Raw genomic sequence first — 16,323 nt, forward strand, 5'->3', positions numbered from 1 at the left:
CCTTTTTGAATTTATTTTCTCGATGGAATCAGCCTTTTCGAGCAACAGTAACGTTATAAGTGTATTGCTCAGCATGTTAGATGGGACAAAAAAAAATGCATTCCTGGATTTCTTTTATGGGGATTTTGCTGCAATAATATAAAGCAGCAGAACTTATGCTGAAATATAGTTCAGTATATTTCCCATAGTTTATCAGGAAATAATAAGATAAATCTATAGTAAGTTTATGTTTTAAATCTATATAAAAAGGAATGGCTATAAGTGATGGCTATAAAGGGAAGACAATAATAGTACTATATTTTAGTCTTTATAAAAAACATAGTACTATTATTCTTAATCATTCTACAAATATTATTTGCAGATAAATTTTCTATTCACATACTCATAGAATTTATCTTTATAATTATCGCCTATCGGAAGATAAGTATCCTTGTCCAATATAACTCTGAGCTTATTTATCTCTTTGATCCTATTTAAATTTACAATATACGATCTATGAATACGCATAAAAGTATCATCAGGAAGGTAACTCTCAATCTTTCGCATACTAAGGAGAGTAATTATAGGTTTCTTATCACCAGTGACAAAAATCTTCAGATATTCACTCATGCTCTCTATATATTCTATATCCATAATCTCAATTTTCAATATCTTATAATCCGATTTGACGAAAATTGAATCAGACGAAAGCTTTTCGGTCGTAGTTATATTTCTCATCTCTATCTGTTTCATCACCTTGCAGACAGCTCGGTTAAAATCCTCGAAACTGAAAGGTTTGAGAAGATAATCAACAGCATCTACCTTATATGCATCAACAGCATACTTAGAATAAGCTGTAGTAAAGACAACTAATGGAGCATCAATAAGGGAGCGAACAAAATCCATTCCACTTAAGTCGGGCATATTTATATCCACAAAAATCACATCAATTTTTTCATGGGCTATAATACTCATTGCCTCAAAAGCATCATTGCACGCTCCAGAAAGTTCGAGAAAAGGAACCATGGAAATATATTTCTTCAACTGTTCCAAAGCCAAAGGCTCATCATCTATTGCCAAACATCTAATCATATTGTTATAGGTATTACTAATAGCACTTTAAAAACATCATCTTTATCCTCTATATTTAGAAGGTAGTTACTTCCAAAGAGCAAATGCAAACGCTTCTTCACATTCTCAAGACCTATTCCACTGGTAGAGTCAGTATTTGTTGCATGTTTGCTATTTACACAGGAGAAAAACATCTCATTACCATCCAACTTAATTGATACTTTTATGAAAGAGTCATGTTGATAACTTATGCCATGTTTGAAGGCATTTTCTATAAAAGAGACCATCAAGAGAGGTGGAACAGAGATTTCTCCTACATTCTCAGGAAAATCAACCTCTATCTTAACCTTCTCATTATAGCGTAATCGCATAAGAGCAATATAATGTCTAAAGAAATCAATCTCTTTTTCAAGCAATATATTTCCATGAGAACTTTCATAAAGTACATATCTCATAAGTTTTGACAGTTCAATCACCGTCGATTTTGCCTTTTCTCCATCAATATCAATAAGAGCATGAATATTATTGAGAGTATTCATAAAGAAATGAGGATTTATCTGATACTTAAGATACTCAAGTTCCTGAACCAGGTTTTGTCGTTCCAAATCTTTCATCTTTTCTTCATCACGCATTGACTTAAAGAGAAATTTAATACCTAAGTTAAGCCCCAGCATAAGTATTGCTAGGATCATACTTAATAAATATGGTGGGAAAGGAAACGGTCTATCTTTGAACTCATGTTGCTTGTCTCCGAACTTCGGCCTCTTATTATAAGGCTTGTGCACCTTTTCAGAGTTCATATCCTTTACATCTGTATACTCTCCATCATTATAAGGTCCAAACATCTCATCCTCAGTAGGGATTCTATCATCAAACATATCATTCCTAGGATTAGGAGCAGGCATCATCCCATTTATTTTATCTATCTGAGGGAACTCTTTCAGGTAAGAAGTACGAATAAGTTGATTGGCCACAGAAAAGAATCCGAGGCATAATATTGTAAGTAGTATATAAATAATATATCTCTTTTTAACTAGGAATTGCGGAATAAGCAATAATTCATGGACTAGAAAAAGAATAAAAAATGGTAATATGCCAATCCATACCTTAAATATTCCACTCCATTGCCACTCAGTGAATTGTCCGCTCGATAATTTTGTGTAATAATCGAGAAGTGGGGCCAAAATAACTATAAGCCATAGGGCTGAATAGATAAGGACTTCATGTATCTTTAATCTTGAGAAATATCTCATAATAGTTCCTTTCATAATATGAACAAAAATAGATTTTCATGCCTTCATTTAAAAATAAAATCGACAGAAAACCTATTTTCACCTACTACATACGAATTTATCTACCCCAGCCTGGCATTCCTCCACCTCCCGGCATTCCTCCTCCTTGCTGGGTATTGCCTGCTGTTGTAACTATACTATTTAAAGAGATATTTACTAAAGAAGTTCCTCCAGAATATGTAGACCCAATATATAAGCCATGATATCCTGTTCCACCTGACAATGTACCCCCAGAAGAGAGCGTATAAGATGAGTTTTGCGAAAGTGAAGGAGATGAAATAAGTATTGTCATCTGACTATAATTTCTTGGGATCTTATAAGCAAGGACATTATTACCTTTAGAATCTGAAAGAGATAAATATGTACCCGAAGTACCAGTTCCACCATATATTATTACAGGTTGCTTACACTGACTTGATGTAGGAGTACTTGAAGCACCACCTACTCCAATTATTGTTCCACCAGTAATAGTAAATGCATTTTGGTCACAATCTATTCCTTCTTCCGGAGTAGCAGTACCAGATGATACAATTATACCACCACTAATATTAATTGTTCCGTTAGAATCAATCCCATCATTACCAGAACCGTAAGCGTAGACATTTCCTCCAGTAATCGTTATATTCTTTGAAGCATTAAAAGCATCGTCATATGCCGACACACCAATGGTGCCACCATTGATAGTCATTATATTCTTGCTCTCTATACCCTCACTACCTTCACCACCTGTTGTTTTTACAAATATATTACCACCATTAATAGTGATATTGCCATCACTCTTTATACCTTTTGCAGATGTATCATAATTACCATAGACATACTGTTTTCCTGTTGTTATTATTTCTATAGTTCCATTATTTACTGTTATATCCATGTCACTACTAATACCTTTTCCACCCGAACCGGTACTCTTTACACCAAGAGTTCCACCATTCATTACAAATATGCTATCACTCTTCACGCCGGCACATCCTGTTACATCATCATCCTCAAACTTAGTAGCCCCACTGGTCAGAATCATTGTACGTCCTCCATTTATCTGAACATATCCATCTGATGAAATACCTTTAGAAGTATCACCTTTGATATCTATATTTAATACGCCACCATCTATTGCCATATAGTCGTTGGCTTTGAAGCCATTGCCTAAATTGGAAGTGATATATATATTTGTTCCCTTTCTAACTCTTATATAGTCGTCACTGCAAATGCCATGTTTATAGTTTGCTGTGACATTAATTGATCCACTACCGGAGAAAATCATCTGTCCTTCTGCAAATATACATCCCTTCATATCCTCTCCATCAGTCGTAATATACGCTGTTCCATCAGTAAAGCTATTGGTTGTTCCAGTCTGACTGACCACAAATACTCTTTTCTTTGACTGAATGTTTATTGCTGCTCCTGTTGGATTAGTAAGGCTTATACCATCGAATAGTAGTTTGAACTTGTTATCACTATAAATTTTCAAAGAACCATCGGAAGAAGTTCCTTTAATCTGATACTCCATTTCTTTAGCAGTAGACTTCACAACTACATGTCCTCCACTCTTAGTAACAGTAACCAAACTTACATCACCACTTAACGTTGCATCGCCATCTGTATAAGTTATCATGATTTTGGATGTAAACGAAGAGTTCTCAACATAATCATCGTAAGTTTCAGCACTCTTATCAGTAGGAATAATATCTTGCCCTTCTTCCAAAGATGATTTATCAAGAATGACATCAAACGTTTCAAGGTTGTCCCCAGATGTGTCACTGGTAGCTTGCCCCCCGCCTTGAGTATTATCTGTCCCCCCATTTTGTATTTGGTCATCAATTTCTAGTTCATTTGTAGTGCAACACGAAATCAACATTGCAATAAAAAAGATATTGCAGAATTTAGTAATGTCTTTCATCTATTTTAGTATTAAAATTTATATTTATACCCAAGTCCCAGAACATGCCCACTAGCCTCATCATCAGCTGCCTTATCCTGATATCTGTAGAACAGATCGAATTCATTTCTCTTATCCGCCTTTATCGATGTTCCGATAGTATATCTTGTCTTCTCAAGTCCCTTTTTGTCGTGATACATCTCTATTGAAGCATAAGGATTTATAAGGTTTTTGAATACGTCATAATCCAATTGAATTCTTGAGCGAAACATATTCTCTCCCTTACCTTTTACCTATTCGTCACTTTTAGGCGTCTGTCCGTCATCATCAAATTTTGCTACAAACTTCTCAGGACGATAAGTATATTGCCACTTTTCACGGAGGGATATAGTCAACTTATCTATCTTATATTTACCTGTAGCATATAAGCTGAAACGATGGCGTGAATACCAATATTCTGGAATTATATTCCCCTTCGTCGTTAGCTCTTTCTCCTTTTGTGAATAGAGGTATGAATAACTTCCACCAACCTTTATGAATTTATACAGGTTATATGACATATCAACTGTTCCCGACCAACGGTCGACTGATTTGATATTATCTCTGGTACGCATCTCAAGATCAGCATCTAGAGATAGCTTCTTGTTTATTTTCTTTTCAGCTCCAATTGTTGTCCATACACCGAAATTGCTATTCTGGGAATACGAACAAACGGCAAGAGATAAATAGAAAAGCAAAAATATTTTTCTCATTCTTCCTTAGACATTTTATTGATTGAATCAACACTATTTATCTCTTCACATTTTGGCTCATAATAAGCCTTTATAACTGCTGTATCTCTTAGAAAATCTATACCTCCTACCTCAATTTTAATAATATCAAGCCCGGTCCTTCTGTGCAGGTCAGCTATCAAATCCTTTTCACATTCCGGCTTGATAAGTTCTATCTTGTCATATTGAATTAGTTTATAGGAGACATGAGTAAGCCATCTGTTGCTTTCGCAAACCCATATACTGACAATAAATAATAGATTGGTTGAAATAAGCTCAACATAACTTATTGTAACCGAGAGGGCATTAATAACAGAAACTGCTATGATTACAAAAAGGTAAGTCATTTCACGTACAGGCATTGACTCTGTCCTATATCTTATAATTCCGAATATAGCAAACAGACCTAAAGCAAATCCAATCTTGAGTTTTACGCTTCCCAAGAGGAATATCAGGAAAAAGATACTTATACTTATCAGGAAAAAGGTAAAATAGTAATCCCTGCGTTTGCTCTTCTTGTAATATAAAAAGTGAATAATAAACAAGACCATTACCAAATTGAAGAAGAAGCGTAGCATAAGCTGCATAAAATCTCCACCATTGTATATCTGTGTCTCCATCAGTTCCAGTTCTTCCATAGTCTTTGAAATATTAATTTGTCGTTATTTTTTCTATATAATGTTGTTTCATCTTGAATCTATTCTGCTTCAATAAAGGGTCAGTAAGTGAGGCACCTATACAATATTTGCTGAATCCAGAGGGATGCACCATTAATTCCTTAAGGATAGATTTTATTGGTGATTCGGTATTTCCGTTGCGTTTTAGTTCTATAACAACCAGATTTCCAGTGTCGAGCTTAGCCTGAGTAGATATATTATGAAAAGTTATAGATATATCAATAGTAAGTCTCTCGCTCTTATTCATATTCACCATTGTTATTCTTCTAAATCTATTCTCGAGACGAGGAATTAAAGAATAAGGATTATACGAAATGTTATCACTTAAAAAAGATATCTGTTCGCTATTCATTCTCAAAGGATCCGAAATCTGGATACGGCGTTTATCTGTCCTTCCTTTATTATTCCTCCTTTTTACTTCAAGAAACATGATATCAGAATCAATATATCTTCTTACCCTAACCTTAGTTCGATTATTCATACCTCGTTGATGTTGCAGATACATATCATAATCTTCCGTATCAAAATAACATGTTACATAGTCGGAAAGTATACATCCGTTGACCTCCTGCACCATATATTCTCCATATGAAGAAGATATTATACGCTTAAGAGTTTCAATATCAGTAAGGTATTTTGTGTCTATACGATTCATCAACCTTACCGAATTCATCTCCTTAAGAGAGATGGTTGGAAATTCTTCTAACAGTTTGACTAAATCTGTTTGCATAATATTGTCTCGTTTTTCTGAAGTAAAAGTATTTATTGCCATATTACAATTCAATTAAATTCAACCAACACCCTTTTTTATTATGCGAAACTTGAATTATTCATCATTTTAGATTTTTACTGTGCTTATTATAATCCTTTTATGAATAATAATAGGCATTATACAAAGACTGATGGGAACAAACTTTTTTATGAAAGATGTATAGCTTACAAGCTATATTCCATTTCAAAAAGATGAGATACTTTTCAGTCTATTGATATAGAATGAACAAAGTACCTGTTATGAACTTGGTAAGACGTAAAGAGAAAGATATGTACTGATTTGAGGAACAAAGAAGAGAATTTAGACTATTGTTGTTACCATAACAGACAACAAAATTAGATTATAGGCTATGTAAATGAACAGAAACTAAATATGCTTCTATGATTGTATGAAGAGCAAAGTTGTAAGGGATTAATATTGAAAGATTAAATATTGGATGCAAATATCAATTGCTGATACAGAGAAAGTATAATAAGAGTATAAAGAATAAAAGTATGAATCTAAAGAGTATGAAGAATATGAGGAAAAGAGGAATAATAATTTTGGGGATGATAAGTGATAAAAGTAATACCTGGAAGGAATTTCTTAGATAAAAAATCCGTTCCAGGTTATTATTTATGGCACTGTCCGTAATATTGTGTTTAAGCTATAAAACCTAATCCTATTACCTGTAAGTTTTAACGTTTACACAAAATATGGGATAGTCCCAATTTATAGGATTCTATTTAATAGTTACCATTGTAGCTCCATATCCATATTCACGGAATGAAGCATCCTGACTCTGGTAGTTCTTGTATTTATATTTCAACTCATTAAGCAAGGCTTTACGAAGTATACCATCACCTTTACCATGAATAAAGACTATCTTCTCTCCCTTCTTATTTTTATATTGCTCGAGTATTTTATGAAAATAGTCTATCTGATAGTCAAGAATATCTTTTGCCGACATTCCAGCTGTTGTCTCAAGAATTTCATCTGAATGTAGATCTATCTCCACAATATCCATTCTCTTTCTTGCAGGTTCTGTTCTAGGCTTTTCAATGTCCTCTTTCTTAATAATAATAGCCTCCTTTATTTCATCGGGTGATACATATACCTGTTTTAGAGGAATATCATTCTTTACAATATCATATATCAGTGATGGAGAATCAAAATATATAGAATCAGTAAATGAGTGAACCTTATAGAATTTCACAGTATCTATTCTATGAGTTACACTTACTGCAGGCTTCATAAGAAAAGTTTTATTATCCTTGAATGCTATGAGCTGTATTGAAAGCCTTTCCATATCGTTCAGATCACTATGATAGAACTCTTCGATATACTCTTTTGTATTAGGAGAAATGAGTCCGTGACTTCTCATCTTCTGACTATTTCCTTCAGCAGAAAGATATGTATAATATATTAAGTAGTTGCTATCATTGATAATATATGAATCAAAAGCAGTACTAGATATCATCTTTATATCTTGAGGCACAAAAGCCAGTTTTACATTTAATGAATCACCACCTTTCATCTCAGGTACACGATAAGTAACAGGCTTATCTATAGTGTCACTCTCTTTTTGCACACTCGGAGCTGGTGTAGACGAAGTTTTACGTTTAATATTATAGTCGTCTGCTTCAATAACTACACACTCACGTATGAGCACAGGGACTTCGAAGCCATCTTCATCCTCAACAAGCGCTGTGTTTTTATCTTTAAATCCGCTTACAACTCCTCCCCCCACTTCACTTAGGAAGCGAACTTTATCTCCTATTTTCATATTTTCTTTTTTTGGTATGACAAATATATCGTAATTTTGCAAGAATAACGAAAGAAATTGTGATGGAAGATACTAAACATATAAAAATAAGCGAATACGATTATCCACTCCCTGACGATAGAATTGCCAAGTTTCCACTTCAGATACGCGATCAATCAAAATTGCTTGTTTACAACAAGGGGAATATAAGTGATACTCATTTTACATCTCTCCCTGACTATCTTGAGAAAGGTGAACTTATGATTTTCAATAACACAAAAGTTATCCAAGCGCGCCTTCATTTTCATAAACAGACAGGTGCTCTCATTGAAATATTCTGCCTTGAGCCGGCTAGTCCTTCCGATTATGCTCTATCATTCCAACAGAGAGGAAAATGCTCATGGCTATGTATGATAGGTAACCTTAAGAAATGGAAAGATGGACAACTCACACGACAGGTTGATATTAGTGGTAAAAATATAGAGTTTACTGCTAAGAGAGGTGATATTCATGGTACAAGCCATTGGATTGACTTCGAATGGAATGATGATACAATAACATTTGCTGATGTCTTGGAAGCTGTAGGTGAACTTCCAATACCTCCATACCTCAACCGTGATACAGAAGAGAGTGATAAAGAGACATATCAAACTGTTTACTCAAAGATAAAAGGTTCTGTTGCAGCACCAACTGCAGGTCTACATTTTACAGAGCGTGTACTGAAAGCTATTGATGATAAAGGCGTTGACAGAGAAGAACTCACACTACATGTCGGAGCAGGCACATTCAAGCCTGTTAAGAGCGAAGAGATAAAGGGACACGAGATGCATACAGAATATATTTCAGTAAGTCGTCAAACAATAGATAAGCTCATAAAACATAATGCAAAGGCAGTTGCTGTTGGCACAACATCAGTAAGAACCCTTGAAAGCCTTTACTATATAGGTTTGATTATAGAAAAAAATCCTGAAGCAAATCAAGATGAACTTCATGTAAGTCAGTGGATACCATACGAGAAAGAGTATGATATCACACCTCTTCAGGCAATTCAAAACATAGCAGATTATATGGAGCGTAACAAGATGGAGGCTCTTCATACAAGTACACAGATTATAATAGCTCCTGGATATAGTTACAACATAGTGAAAAAGATAGTAACAAACTTCCATCAACCCAAAAGTACATTGCTCTTACTTGTATCTGCATTTCTAAAAGGTGATTGGAAACCTATTTATGAATATGCCCTGTCACATGACTTCCGCTTCTTAAGTTACGGTGACAGTTCAATACTTATTCCATAATAAAATCATGAACAAAGATAATAAAGATGAGATGCTCCCGCTCGTTGACGAAAATGGAGTAATAATAGGAGCTGCTACAAGAGGTGAATGTCATAACGGCAGCAAGATACTTCATCCAGTTGTTCACCTTCATGTATTCAACAGCAATGGAGAACTCTATCTTCAAAAGCGACCGGAATGGAAAGATATCCAACCGGGAAAGTGGGATACATCTGTCGGTGGTCATATCGATCTTGGAGAGAATGTAGAGATGGCTCTTAAAAGAGAAGTAAATGAGGAGTTGGGAATAACAGAGTTCACACCTCAGATTATTGAATCGTATGTCTTTGAATCAAAAGTTGAGAAAGAGTTGGTATATGTTCACAAAACCGTATATGATGGTGAAGTAAAACCAAGTGATGAACTTAATGGTGGAAAGTTTTGGACTCTCGATGAGATAAGAGAAAGTATTGGGAAAGATATTCTCACTCCTAACTTTGAACAAGAATTTATAAGACTAAAATTCTGATTCATAGTTTAGAATGCTAAATAAAATCTGTCGGATGAAAATCATCCGACAGATTTTATTTTATACCGGCTCTCTTACAAGAAGTCAGAGCACATATAAACCATACCAAGAATATTACAGAATAGATTGCATGACCATATGAAAAGACAAGAAATGTAAATGATATAACTGCATTTGTTATTCTAAAAGCATCTCCTCTGCTGATATTCTCTTCCATCATGAGAGATAGTAATCTTGCATAGTTATCACCAAGGTTTCTTACCTTCAAAATAAAAGTCTGTGACAACGATAATTTCATAATAAGTTCCTTTTTCATAATACTTTATCTTTTAATTATGATACAAAGAAACCTTCACAATTTGACAGGATACGTCAAATAATTATTTTTTTAGAAATATTTCTAACTTTTTTTCTGAAGAAACAGTTTAAACTCATCCGAACCTAATATTTCAATATCATCTAGCAGACCTATAACGAATCGGCCTACACCTTCAAACCTACAAACCTCAGTCTCTAAAATCCAATGATTATCATCAGACTGTGTTATATATTTTTCAGCAAGTGGAAACTCTTCAATAAGAAGATTAACAGAGTTGAGTCCCATTTTCAATTTAATAGGCAAGCGTTCATTACTACTTATATGAAAAATATCTGTATAACCCTCTTTATGTTCATGTTCAAACATCCAATCCACTTCAGTGAGCTCTACAGAAGATATTCTTGAGACCTTAAATATTTTATTCTTTCCAGATTTTGGTTCGAAGCACCACACCTCATTATTATTTGCAGTAAAAGCAAAAGGCTCCTCTATTCTATCATCGATAACATTACTATGAGATGACTTATATTTAATGAATTTTACCTGTCGTTTATTCTTTATAGCCTCATATATATTATGAACATTATCTGCTATACCATGGCGCACCACTATCTCCGAGAGAATATTATAGTCATAAACTTTATAAAGTTTTTCTTTCAGATTCTCTTTTAATGAAGATGTACCATCAATACTCTCGATAGCTCTTTTTAGAATATATGCCTCCTCTTCTGTGAAGTGTACCAGACTAGATATATCTTTGAAATAGGGAGATGATTTATCAAGGAAATAACATTTCCCCTCCTTTCTAACTATAAATCCAGCCATCTTGAAAGCCTCTATATATCTATAGACATTTCTGGAACTCATATCCAACCTTTCCGCTATTTCCTCTAATGTATATCGGCGATTCTGAGTAAGAAGCATCATAAGCCTCAACTGTCGTTCAAATTTATATAATTCCATAGAATATATTTTAACAGGATTAATGAGTACTCATTAATCCTGATTTAGTTTATGCACCATGTTTAAGAACTTCATTGCTTGAATCTGACTGCAGATTTTCTCCTATCATTTTATCGAATGCAATTTTAAATACAAAAGCATAATCGCATGGTTTCTCTTTCGGGAATGTAAGAACCAACCCCTCTTTACTCTGTTTCCAAATAATAGGTTAATTAGAGCCAAGCATGGTTACTGACTTGCAACTGAATTAATGTTATAGCTAATCTGTTTATTACTACAGGATACAAGCAAAAGCCCCATAAACAATAGTAGGACATACTTTTTTCGAATGGCATGTTTCATTTTAATAGATTTCAATGGTTATATATGCAAAGTTATCTTTTTTTTAAGCTTAACAAAATCTCATAACTATATATTCTATTCCCATTATTAATCTATAATAAAATGCTTATATAACAGCGAACATAAAAAAAGGAACCGACCTTATGGCCGGTTCCTTCAAAATATATTTCTTGTAAGAACTAACTAGCGACTTACATCATGCCACCCATGCCGCCCATTCCTGGAGCGCCCATAGGCATTTCTGGTTTATCTTCCTTCTTCTCAACGATTACACATTCAGTAGTAAGGAACATTCCAGCAATAGAAGCTGCATTTTCTAGAGCAACACGAGCAACCTTTGCAGGGTCAACTACACCTGCTGCATGAAGATTTTCATAAGAGTCTGTACGTGCATTGTATCCAAAGTCAGCTTTACCTTCGCGAACTTTCTGAACAACTACTGCTCCCTCTTTACCTGCATTTGCAACAATCTGGCGAAGAGGTTCTTCGATAGCACGTTTGATAATCTCAATACCAGTTGTCTCATCAGCGTTGTCACCCTTCATACCATCAAGTTCTTCACTAGCACGGATGTAAGCAACACCACCTCCAGGGATAATACCCTCTTCAATAGCTGCACGAGTAGCACAAAGTGCATCATCTACGCGGTCTTTCTTCTCTTTCATCTCAACTTCAGAAGCTGCACCTACATAAAGTACTGCTACACCACCTGAAAGTTTAGCAAGACGTTCCTGAAGTTTCTCTTTATCATAATCAGAAGTAGAGTTCTTTATCTCTGCTTTTATCTGGTTGATACGCTCTTTGATATTCTCTTTGTCACCAGCACCATTAACTATAGTTGTGTTATCTTTAGTGATAGTTGCTTTATCACAAGAACCAAGCATCTCTATTGTAGCCTGTTCAAGCTTAAGACCCTTCTCTTCGCTTATAACGATACCACCTGTAAGGATTGCTATATCTTCAAGCATAGCCTTTCTTCTGTCACCGAAACCTGGAGCTTTAACAGCACAGATCTTAAGTTGAGAACGTAGACGGTTTACTACCAAAGTAGTCAAAGCCTCGCTATCAACATCTTCAGCAATTACCAAAAGAGGACGACCTGTCTGAACAGCTGGTTCAAGGATAGGTAAGAAATCTTTCAAGTTAGATATTTTCTTGTCGTATACAAGAATATATGGATTCTCCATAACGCACTCCATCTTCTCTGTATCTGTAACAAAATAAGCAGAAAGATAACCACGGTCGAACTGCATACCTTCAACAACACCGATTGTAGTATCTGTACCCTTTGCCTCTTCAATAGTGATTACACCATCTTTAGAAACCTTACGCATTGCATCAGCAATAAGTTTACCAATTACAGGGTCATTATTTGCAGAAACTGTAGCAACTTGTTCAATCTTGTCATAGTTGTCACCAACCTTTTCAGACTGTTTCTTTATTGATTCAACAACTTTAGCAACAGCTTTGTCGATACCACGTTTCAAATCCATTGGATTTGCACCTGCAGTAACATTCTTTAATCCAACACCAACTATAGATTGTGCAAGAACTGTTGCTGTTGTTGTACCATCACCGGCATCATCACCGGTCTTTGATGCAACTGATTTAACAAGCTGTGCACCTGTATTCTGAAAAGGTTCAGAAAGTTCAATCTCTTTTGCAACTGTCACACCATCTTTAGTGATATGTGGAGCACCAAATTTCTTCTCAATAATTACGTTACGTCCTTTAGGACCAAGTGTTACTTTTACGGCATCAGCCAATTGGTCAACACCATTTTTTAACTGTTCGCGAGCTTCAATATTGAATTTTATATCTTTAGCCATAATATCTTTATTTTTAGTGTTTTATTATCTATTATCCCAATTTTGCAAGTACATCGCTTTGACGCATGATGAGGTATTTAACTCCATCAAATTCCAACTCAGTACCAGAGTATTTTCCATATAATACTGTATCACCTACTTTAAGTATCATATCTTCATCTTTAGTACCGTTGCCTACTGCTACAACTTCACCTTGTAATGGTTTTTCTTTTGCTGTATCAGGAATAATAATTCCACTAACTGTTTTCTCTTCTGCAGGAGCAGGGAGAATGAGCACTCTGTCTGCTAATGGTTTAATGTTCATAATAGTAATTTTTTATTTATATATTAACGTTTCTATTTATATAAGTCATATAAAATGACTTTCACTTATTTTATATGCCAAAACTGTGCCAAAAGAATTATATATATGCTATTATGACAAATTGGCACTTTTCTTTTTACCACTTAACAGTATAATACAAAAAAAAGACAATTATGTTTATAGGAAACATAATTGTCACTAAATATTATTATTCAAAAAAGCATATCTATTTAACAGCAGAATATAGCTCCTCAGCTGTCACCAAACTTTGCTCTCCTGTAATCATATTCTTAAGAGTAAACTTATTTTCATTCATCTCATTTTCACCAGCGAGAGCGACAAAAGGAATATGTTTGTCATTAGCATAGTTCATCTGTTTCTTCATCTTTGCTGAATCAGGATAAATCTCTGCATTAATACCTTTTGTACGAATATCAGCCAATACAGGTAGTACATATTCAGTCTCTCTATCTCCGAAGTTAACGAACATAACTTTTGTTGAATTTACAGCCTCTTTAGGGTATAGTTCCAACTGATTAAGAACATCGAAAATTCTGTCTGCGCCAAAAGATATACCTACACCAGATACTCCGTCCATGCCGAATACTCCTGTAAGATTGTCATAACGGCCACCTCCACTGATACTTCCAATCTGCACATCAAGAGCTTTAACCTCGAATATTGCACCTGTGTAATAGTTCAGTCCACGAGCAAGAGTAAGGTCAAGCTCAATTTCATTTTTAATACCAATTCTTGATACACTCTTCAAAATGAATTCGCACTCTTCAACGCCTTTAATTCCTATTTCACTCTCTGCAAGTACACTCTTTAGAGTAGTAAGTTTCTCCTCATTGCTTCCGCTTAGCATGATTATTGGCTGAAGTTTCTCTATAGCATCCTGAGGAATTCCTTTAGAGGCAAGTTCAGCATTAACATTGTCAAGACCTATCTTGTCAAGTTTATCTATTGCCACAGTTATATCTACTATCTTATCTGACTGACCTATGATTTCAGCAATTCCTGAAAGAATCTTACGGTTATTAATTTTTATAGATACTCTTACTCCAAATTTCAAGAATACATTATCGATCATCTGAACAAGTTCAACCTCATTCAATAGTGAGTTACTGCCAACAACGTCAGCGTCACATTGATAGAACTCACGGTAACGTCCTTTCTGAGGGCGGTCTGCACGCCATACTGGTTGTATCTGGTAACGTTTGAATGGGAAAGAAATCTCATCACGGTGCATAACAACAAATCTAGCAAAAGGGACAGTTAAGTCATATCTTAGTCCTTTCTCACAGAACTTTGATGCAAGTTTGGCTGCATTTCTCCCAAGTAACTCTTCATCAGTAATACCATTGAAATAGTCTCCTGAGTTCTGGATTTTGAAGAGTAGTTTATCTCCCTCATCACCATATTTACCCATGAGTGTAGAGAGATTCTCCATAGATGGGGTCTCAATCTGCTGGAAACCAAATAGATGGAATACATCACGAATTGTATTGAATATATAGTTACGTTTAGCCATCTCTACTGGCGAAAAGTCTCTAGTTCCTTTTGGTATTGTTGGTTTTGCTGCCATATCGTTATAAAATATTTATTCAGAGCTGCAAAATTACTATAATTCTTTTTAAAAACGAACGAAAAAAGATAATACTACAAAAAGAGAATCCCCATTACATATTCTGTAATAGGGATGCTCTTTTGTATTTTATAGTATAATCTTAATCTCGACGTCCTAAATAGATCATAATGTAATATATCAATGTTGCCAAAGAACCTAAAGCAGCAACTACATATGTATATGCAGCCGATTTCAAAGCATCTTGCGCAGCAGATTGATTATATGAGTTTGTAATACCTGCACTGCTCAACCATGCAAGTGCTCTCTGACTTGCATTGATCTCCACTGGTAATGTTATAAAGCTGAATAATGTTGTCACAGCAAAAAGACATATACCGAAAAGAAGTAACTGAGGAAAAGAATTAACCATAAGTATACCACCAAGAAGCACCCATGTCATGATACTTGAAGAGAACTGAACCACAGGAACAAGTGCAGAACGCATCTTAAGAGGAGCATAAGCACGTGCATGTTGTACAGCGTGACCACACTCATGAGCTGCTACAGCTGCGGCTGCCACACTATTGCTGCCATAAACGCCTTCACTTAAGTTTACAGTCTTATTTACCGGATTATAATGGTCTGTCAACATTCCAGGAGTACTTGTCACTGTTACATCATAGATGCCATTATCATTAAGCATCTTCATAGCAACATCTCTTCCGGTCATACCATTCGAGAGAGGTATCTTAGAATATTTTTCGAATTTGCTCTTTAAACTTGAACTAACTATATAACTTATTAAAGCTATGCCTATAAATAATATCCAATACATAATTTCTACAGATTTTATTTTGTTGTTAAATATACAAGATTTTATATACAAACAGCTTGCCAAACTTTTTGTTTTAAATAGAATTAAGAATTAATGCCACAAAAAAGGTTAGTATCCATTTAATTCATATTTTTGCACAAATAGAATTTGAGAAGTTTATAAAACAAA

At 34.8% G+C, this 16,323-nt stretch carries 16 protein-coding genes; 2 read left to right on the forward strand and 14 right to left on the reverse strand.

Annotated elements, in window-relative coordinates:
* Positions 1–351: 351 nt before the first annotated feature.
* The 8 genes from JCM15092_RS07670 to JCM15092_RS07700 form a co-directional block, all read right to left on the reverse strand.
* Entirely contained in the window at positions 352–1,071 is a 720-nt protein-coding gene (locus JCM15092_RS07670; protein ID WP_024994152.1) for a LytR/AlgR family response regulator transcription factor, read from the reverse strand.
* On the reverse strand, positions 1,068–2,318 hold the full coding sequence (locus tag JCM15092_RS07675; protein WP_051532509.1) for a sensor histidine kinase: 1,251 nt from the start codon (positions 2,316–2,318) through the stop codon (positions 1,068–1,070). The genes JCM15092_RS07670 and JCM15092_RS07675 overlap by 4 nt, the downstream gene beginning before the upstream one ends.
* 82 nt (positions 2,319–2,400) lie before the next feature.
* On the reverse strand, positions 2,401–4,242 hold the full coding sequence (locus JCM15092_RS07680) for a carbohydrate-binding domain-containing protein (RefSeq protein ID WP_024994154.1): 1,842 nt from the start codon (positions 4,240–4,242) through the stop codon (positions 2,401–2,403).
* Positions 4,243–4,253: 11 nt separating this feature from the next.
* Positions 4,254–4,493: a porin family protein gene (locus JCM15092_RS18060; protein ID WP_084488497.1), complete on the reverse strand. Its 240-nt coding sequence runs from the start codon at positions 4,491–4,493 to the stop codon at positions 4,254–4,256.
* A 21-nt stretch (positions 4,494–4,514) separates the two neighbouring features.
* Positions 4,515–4,973, reverse strand: coding sequence for a DUF2490 domain-containing protein (locus tag JCM15092_RS18065; RefSeq protein WP_051532511.1), 459 nt, complete (start codon positions 4,971–4,973; stop codon positions 4,515–4,517).
* Positions 4,970–5,629 carry a DUF4956 domain-containing protein gene (locus tag JCM15092_RS07690; RefSeq protein WP_024994155.1) on the reverse strand — a complete coding sequence of 220 codons (660 nt, stop codon included), beginning with the start codon at positions 5,627–5,629 and terminating at the stop codon, positions 4,970–4,972. The genes JCM15092_RS18065 and JCM15092_RS07690 overlap by 4 nt, the downstream gene beginning before the upstream one ends.
* A 13-nt stretch (positions 5,630–5,642) precedes the next feature.
* Positions 5,643–6,398, reverse strand: a complete 756-nt coding sequence (locus tag JCM15092_RS07695) for a polyphosphate polymerase domain-containing protein (protein ID WP_148296621.1) — start codon at positions 6,396–6,398, stop codon at positions 5,643–5,645.
* Between the two features lie 763 nt (positions 6,399–7,161).
* The gene (locus tag JCM15092_RS07700; protein WP_024994157.1) at positions 7,162–8,205 is read right to left on the reverse strand and encodes a DUF2027 domain-containing protein; all 1,044 of its coding nucleotides are present in this window, start codon (positions 8,203–8,205) and stop codon (positions 7,162–7,164) included.
* Between the two features lie 62 nt (positions 8,206–8,267).
* Here JCM15092_RS07700 and JCM15092_RS07705 point away from each other — a divergent pair, with 62 nt between their 5' ends.
* Positions 8,268–9,485, forward strand: coding sequence for an S-adenosylmethionine:tRNA ribosyltransferase-isomerase (locus JCM15092_RS07705; RefSeq protein WP_034541745.1), 1,218 nt, complete (start codon positions 8,268–8,270; stop codon positions 9,483–9,485).
* Positions 9,486–9,492: 7 nt separating this feature from the next.
* A complete protein-coding gene (locus JCM15092_RS07710; RefSeq protein WP_024994159.1) occupies positions 9,493–9,993 on the forward strand; it encodes an NUDIX hydrolase in 501 nt (166 codons plus the stop codon).
* Between the two features lie 55 nt (positions 9,994–10,048).
* Here the strand turns inward: JCM15092_RS07710 and JCM15092_RS07715 are convergent, their stop codons facing one another.
* The 6 genes from JCM15092_RS07715 to JCM15092_RS07745 form a co-directional block, all read right to left on the reverse strand.
* Complete coding sequence (locus tag JCM15092_RS07715; protein WP_024994160.1) at positions 10,049–10,309, reverse strand: hypothetical protein; 261 nt, start codon at positions 10,307–10,309, stop codon at positions 10,049–10,051.
* Between the two features lie 84 nt (positions 10,310–10,393).
* The gene (locus JCM15092_RS07720; RefSeq protein WP_024994161.1) at positions 10,394–11,275 is read right to left on the reverse strand and encodes a helix-turn-helix transcriptional regulator; all 882 of its coding nucleotides are present in this window, start codon (positions 11,273–11,275) and stop codon (positions 10,394–10,396) included.
* Positions 11,276–11,808: 533 nt separating this feature from the next.
* Positions 11,809–13,446, reverse strand: a complete 1,638-nt coding sequence (groL, locus tag JCM15092_RS07730) for a chaperonin GroEL (protein ID WP_024994162.1) — start codon at positions 13,444–13,446, stop codon at positions 11,809–11,811.
* Between the two features lie 31 nt (positions 13,447–13,477).
* Complete coding sequence (locus JCM15092_RS07735) at positions 13,478–13,750, reverse strand: co-chaperone GroES (RefSeq protein WP_024994163.1); 273 nt, start codon at positions 13,748–13,750, stop codon at positions 13,478–13,480.
* A gap of 226 nt (positions 13,751–13,976) precedes the next feature.
* Positions 13,977–15,338: a histidine--tRNA ligase gene (gene hisS, locus JCM15092_RS07740; RefSeq protein ID WP_024994164.1), complete on the reverse strand. Its 1,362-nt coding sequence runs from the start codon at positions 15,336–15,338 to the stop codon at positions 13,977–13,979.
* A gap of 142 nt (positions 15,339–15,480) precedes the next feature.
* Positions 15,481–16,155 carry a zinc metallopeptidase gene (locus tag JCM15092_RS07745; RefSeq protein WP_034541747.1) on the reverse strand — a complete coding sequence of 225 codons (675 nt, stop codon included), beginning with the start codon at positions 16,153–16,155 and terminating at the stop codon, positions 15,481–15,483.
* Positions 16,156–16,323 lie beyond the last annotated feature (168 nt).

The organism is Phocaeicola paurosaccharolyticus JCM 15092, assembly GCF_000613805.1.
Taxonomy (GTDB): Bacteria; Bacteroidota; Bacteroidia; order Bacteroidales; family Bacteroidaceae; genus Phocaeicola; species Phocaeicola paurosaccharolyticus.

What these genes read in the sequence shown, in the direction of transcription:
- JCM15092_RS07670 (WP_024994152.1), bottom strand. Translation starts at nt 1,071, where the DNA reads ATGATTAGATGTTTGGCAATAGATGATGAGCCTTTGGCTTTGGAACAG.
- JCM15092_RS07675 (WP_051532509.1), bottom strand. Translation starts at nt 2,318, where the DNA reads ATGAAAGGAACTATTATGAGATATTTCTCAAGATTAAAGATACATGAA.
- JCM15092_RS07680 (WP_024994154.1), bottom strand. Translation starts at nt 4,242, where the DNA reads ATGAAAGACATTACTAAATTCTGCAATATCTTTTTTATTGCAATGTTG.
- JCM15092_RS18060 (WP_084488497.1), bottom strand. Translation starts at nt 4,493, where the DNA reads ATGTTTCGCTCAAGAATTCAATTGGATTATGACGTATTCAAAAACCTT.
- JCM15092_RS18065 (WP_051532511.1), bottom strand. Translation starts at nt 4,973, where the DNA reads ATGAGAAAAATATTTTTGCTTTTCTATTTATCTCTTGCCGTTTGTTCG.
- JCM15092_RS07690 (WP_024994155.1), bottom strand. Translation starts at nt 5,629, where the DNA reads ATGGAAGAACTGGAACTGATGGAGACACAGATATACAATGGTGGAGAT.
- JCM15092_RS07695 (WP_148296621.1), bottom strand. Translation starts at nt 6,398, where the DNA reads ATGCAAACAGATTTAGTCAAACTGTTAGAAGAATTTCCAACCATCTCT.
- JCM15092_RS07700 (WP_024994157.1), bottom strand. Translation starts at nt 8,205, where the DNA reads ATGAAAATAGGAGATAAAGTTCGCTTCCTAAGTGAAGTGGGGGGAGGA.
- JCM15092_RS07705 (WP_034541745.1), top strand. Translation starts at nt 8,268, where the DNA reads ATGGAAGATACTAAACATATAAAAATAAGCGAATACGATTATCCACTC.
- JCM15092_RS07710 (WP_024994159.1), top strand. Translation starts at nt 9,493, where the DNA reads ATGAACAAAGATAATAAAGATGAGATGCTCCCGCTCGTTGACGAAAAT.
- JCM15092_RS07715 (WP_024994160.1), bottom strand. Translation starts at nt 10,309, where the DNA reads ATGAAAAAGGAACTTATTATGAAATTATCGTTGTCACAGACTTTTATT.
- JCM15092_RS07720 (WP_024994161.1), bottom strand. Translation starts at nt 11,275, where the DNA reads ATGGAATTATATAAATTTGAACGACAGTTGAGGCTTATGATGCTTCTT.
- groL (WP_024994162.1), bottom strand. Translation starts at nt 13,446, where the DNA reads ATGGCTAAAGATATAAAATTCAATATTGAAGCTCGCGAACAGTTAAAA.
- JCM15092_RS07735 (WP_024994163.1), bottom strand. Translation starts at nt 13,750, where the DNA reads ATGAACATTAAACCATTAGCAGACAGAGTGCTCATTCTCCCTGCTCCT.
- hisS (WP_024994164.1), bottom strand. Translation starts at nt 15,338, where the DNA reads ATGGCAGCAAAACCAACAATACCAAAAGGAACTAGAGACTTTTCGCCA.
- JCM15092_RS07745 (WP_034541747.1), bottom strand. Translation starts at nt 16,155, where the DNA reads ATGTATTGGATATTATTTATAGGCATAGCTTTAATAAGTTATATAGTT.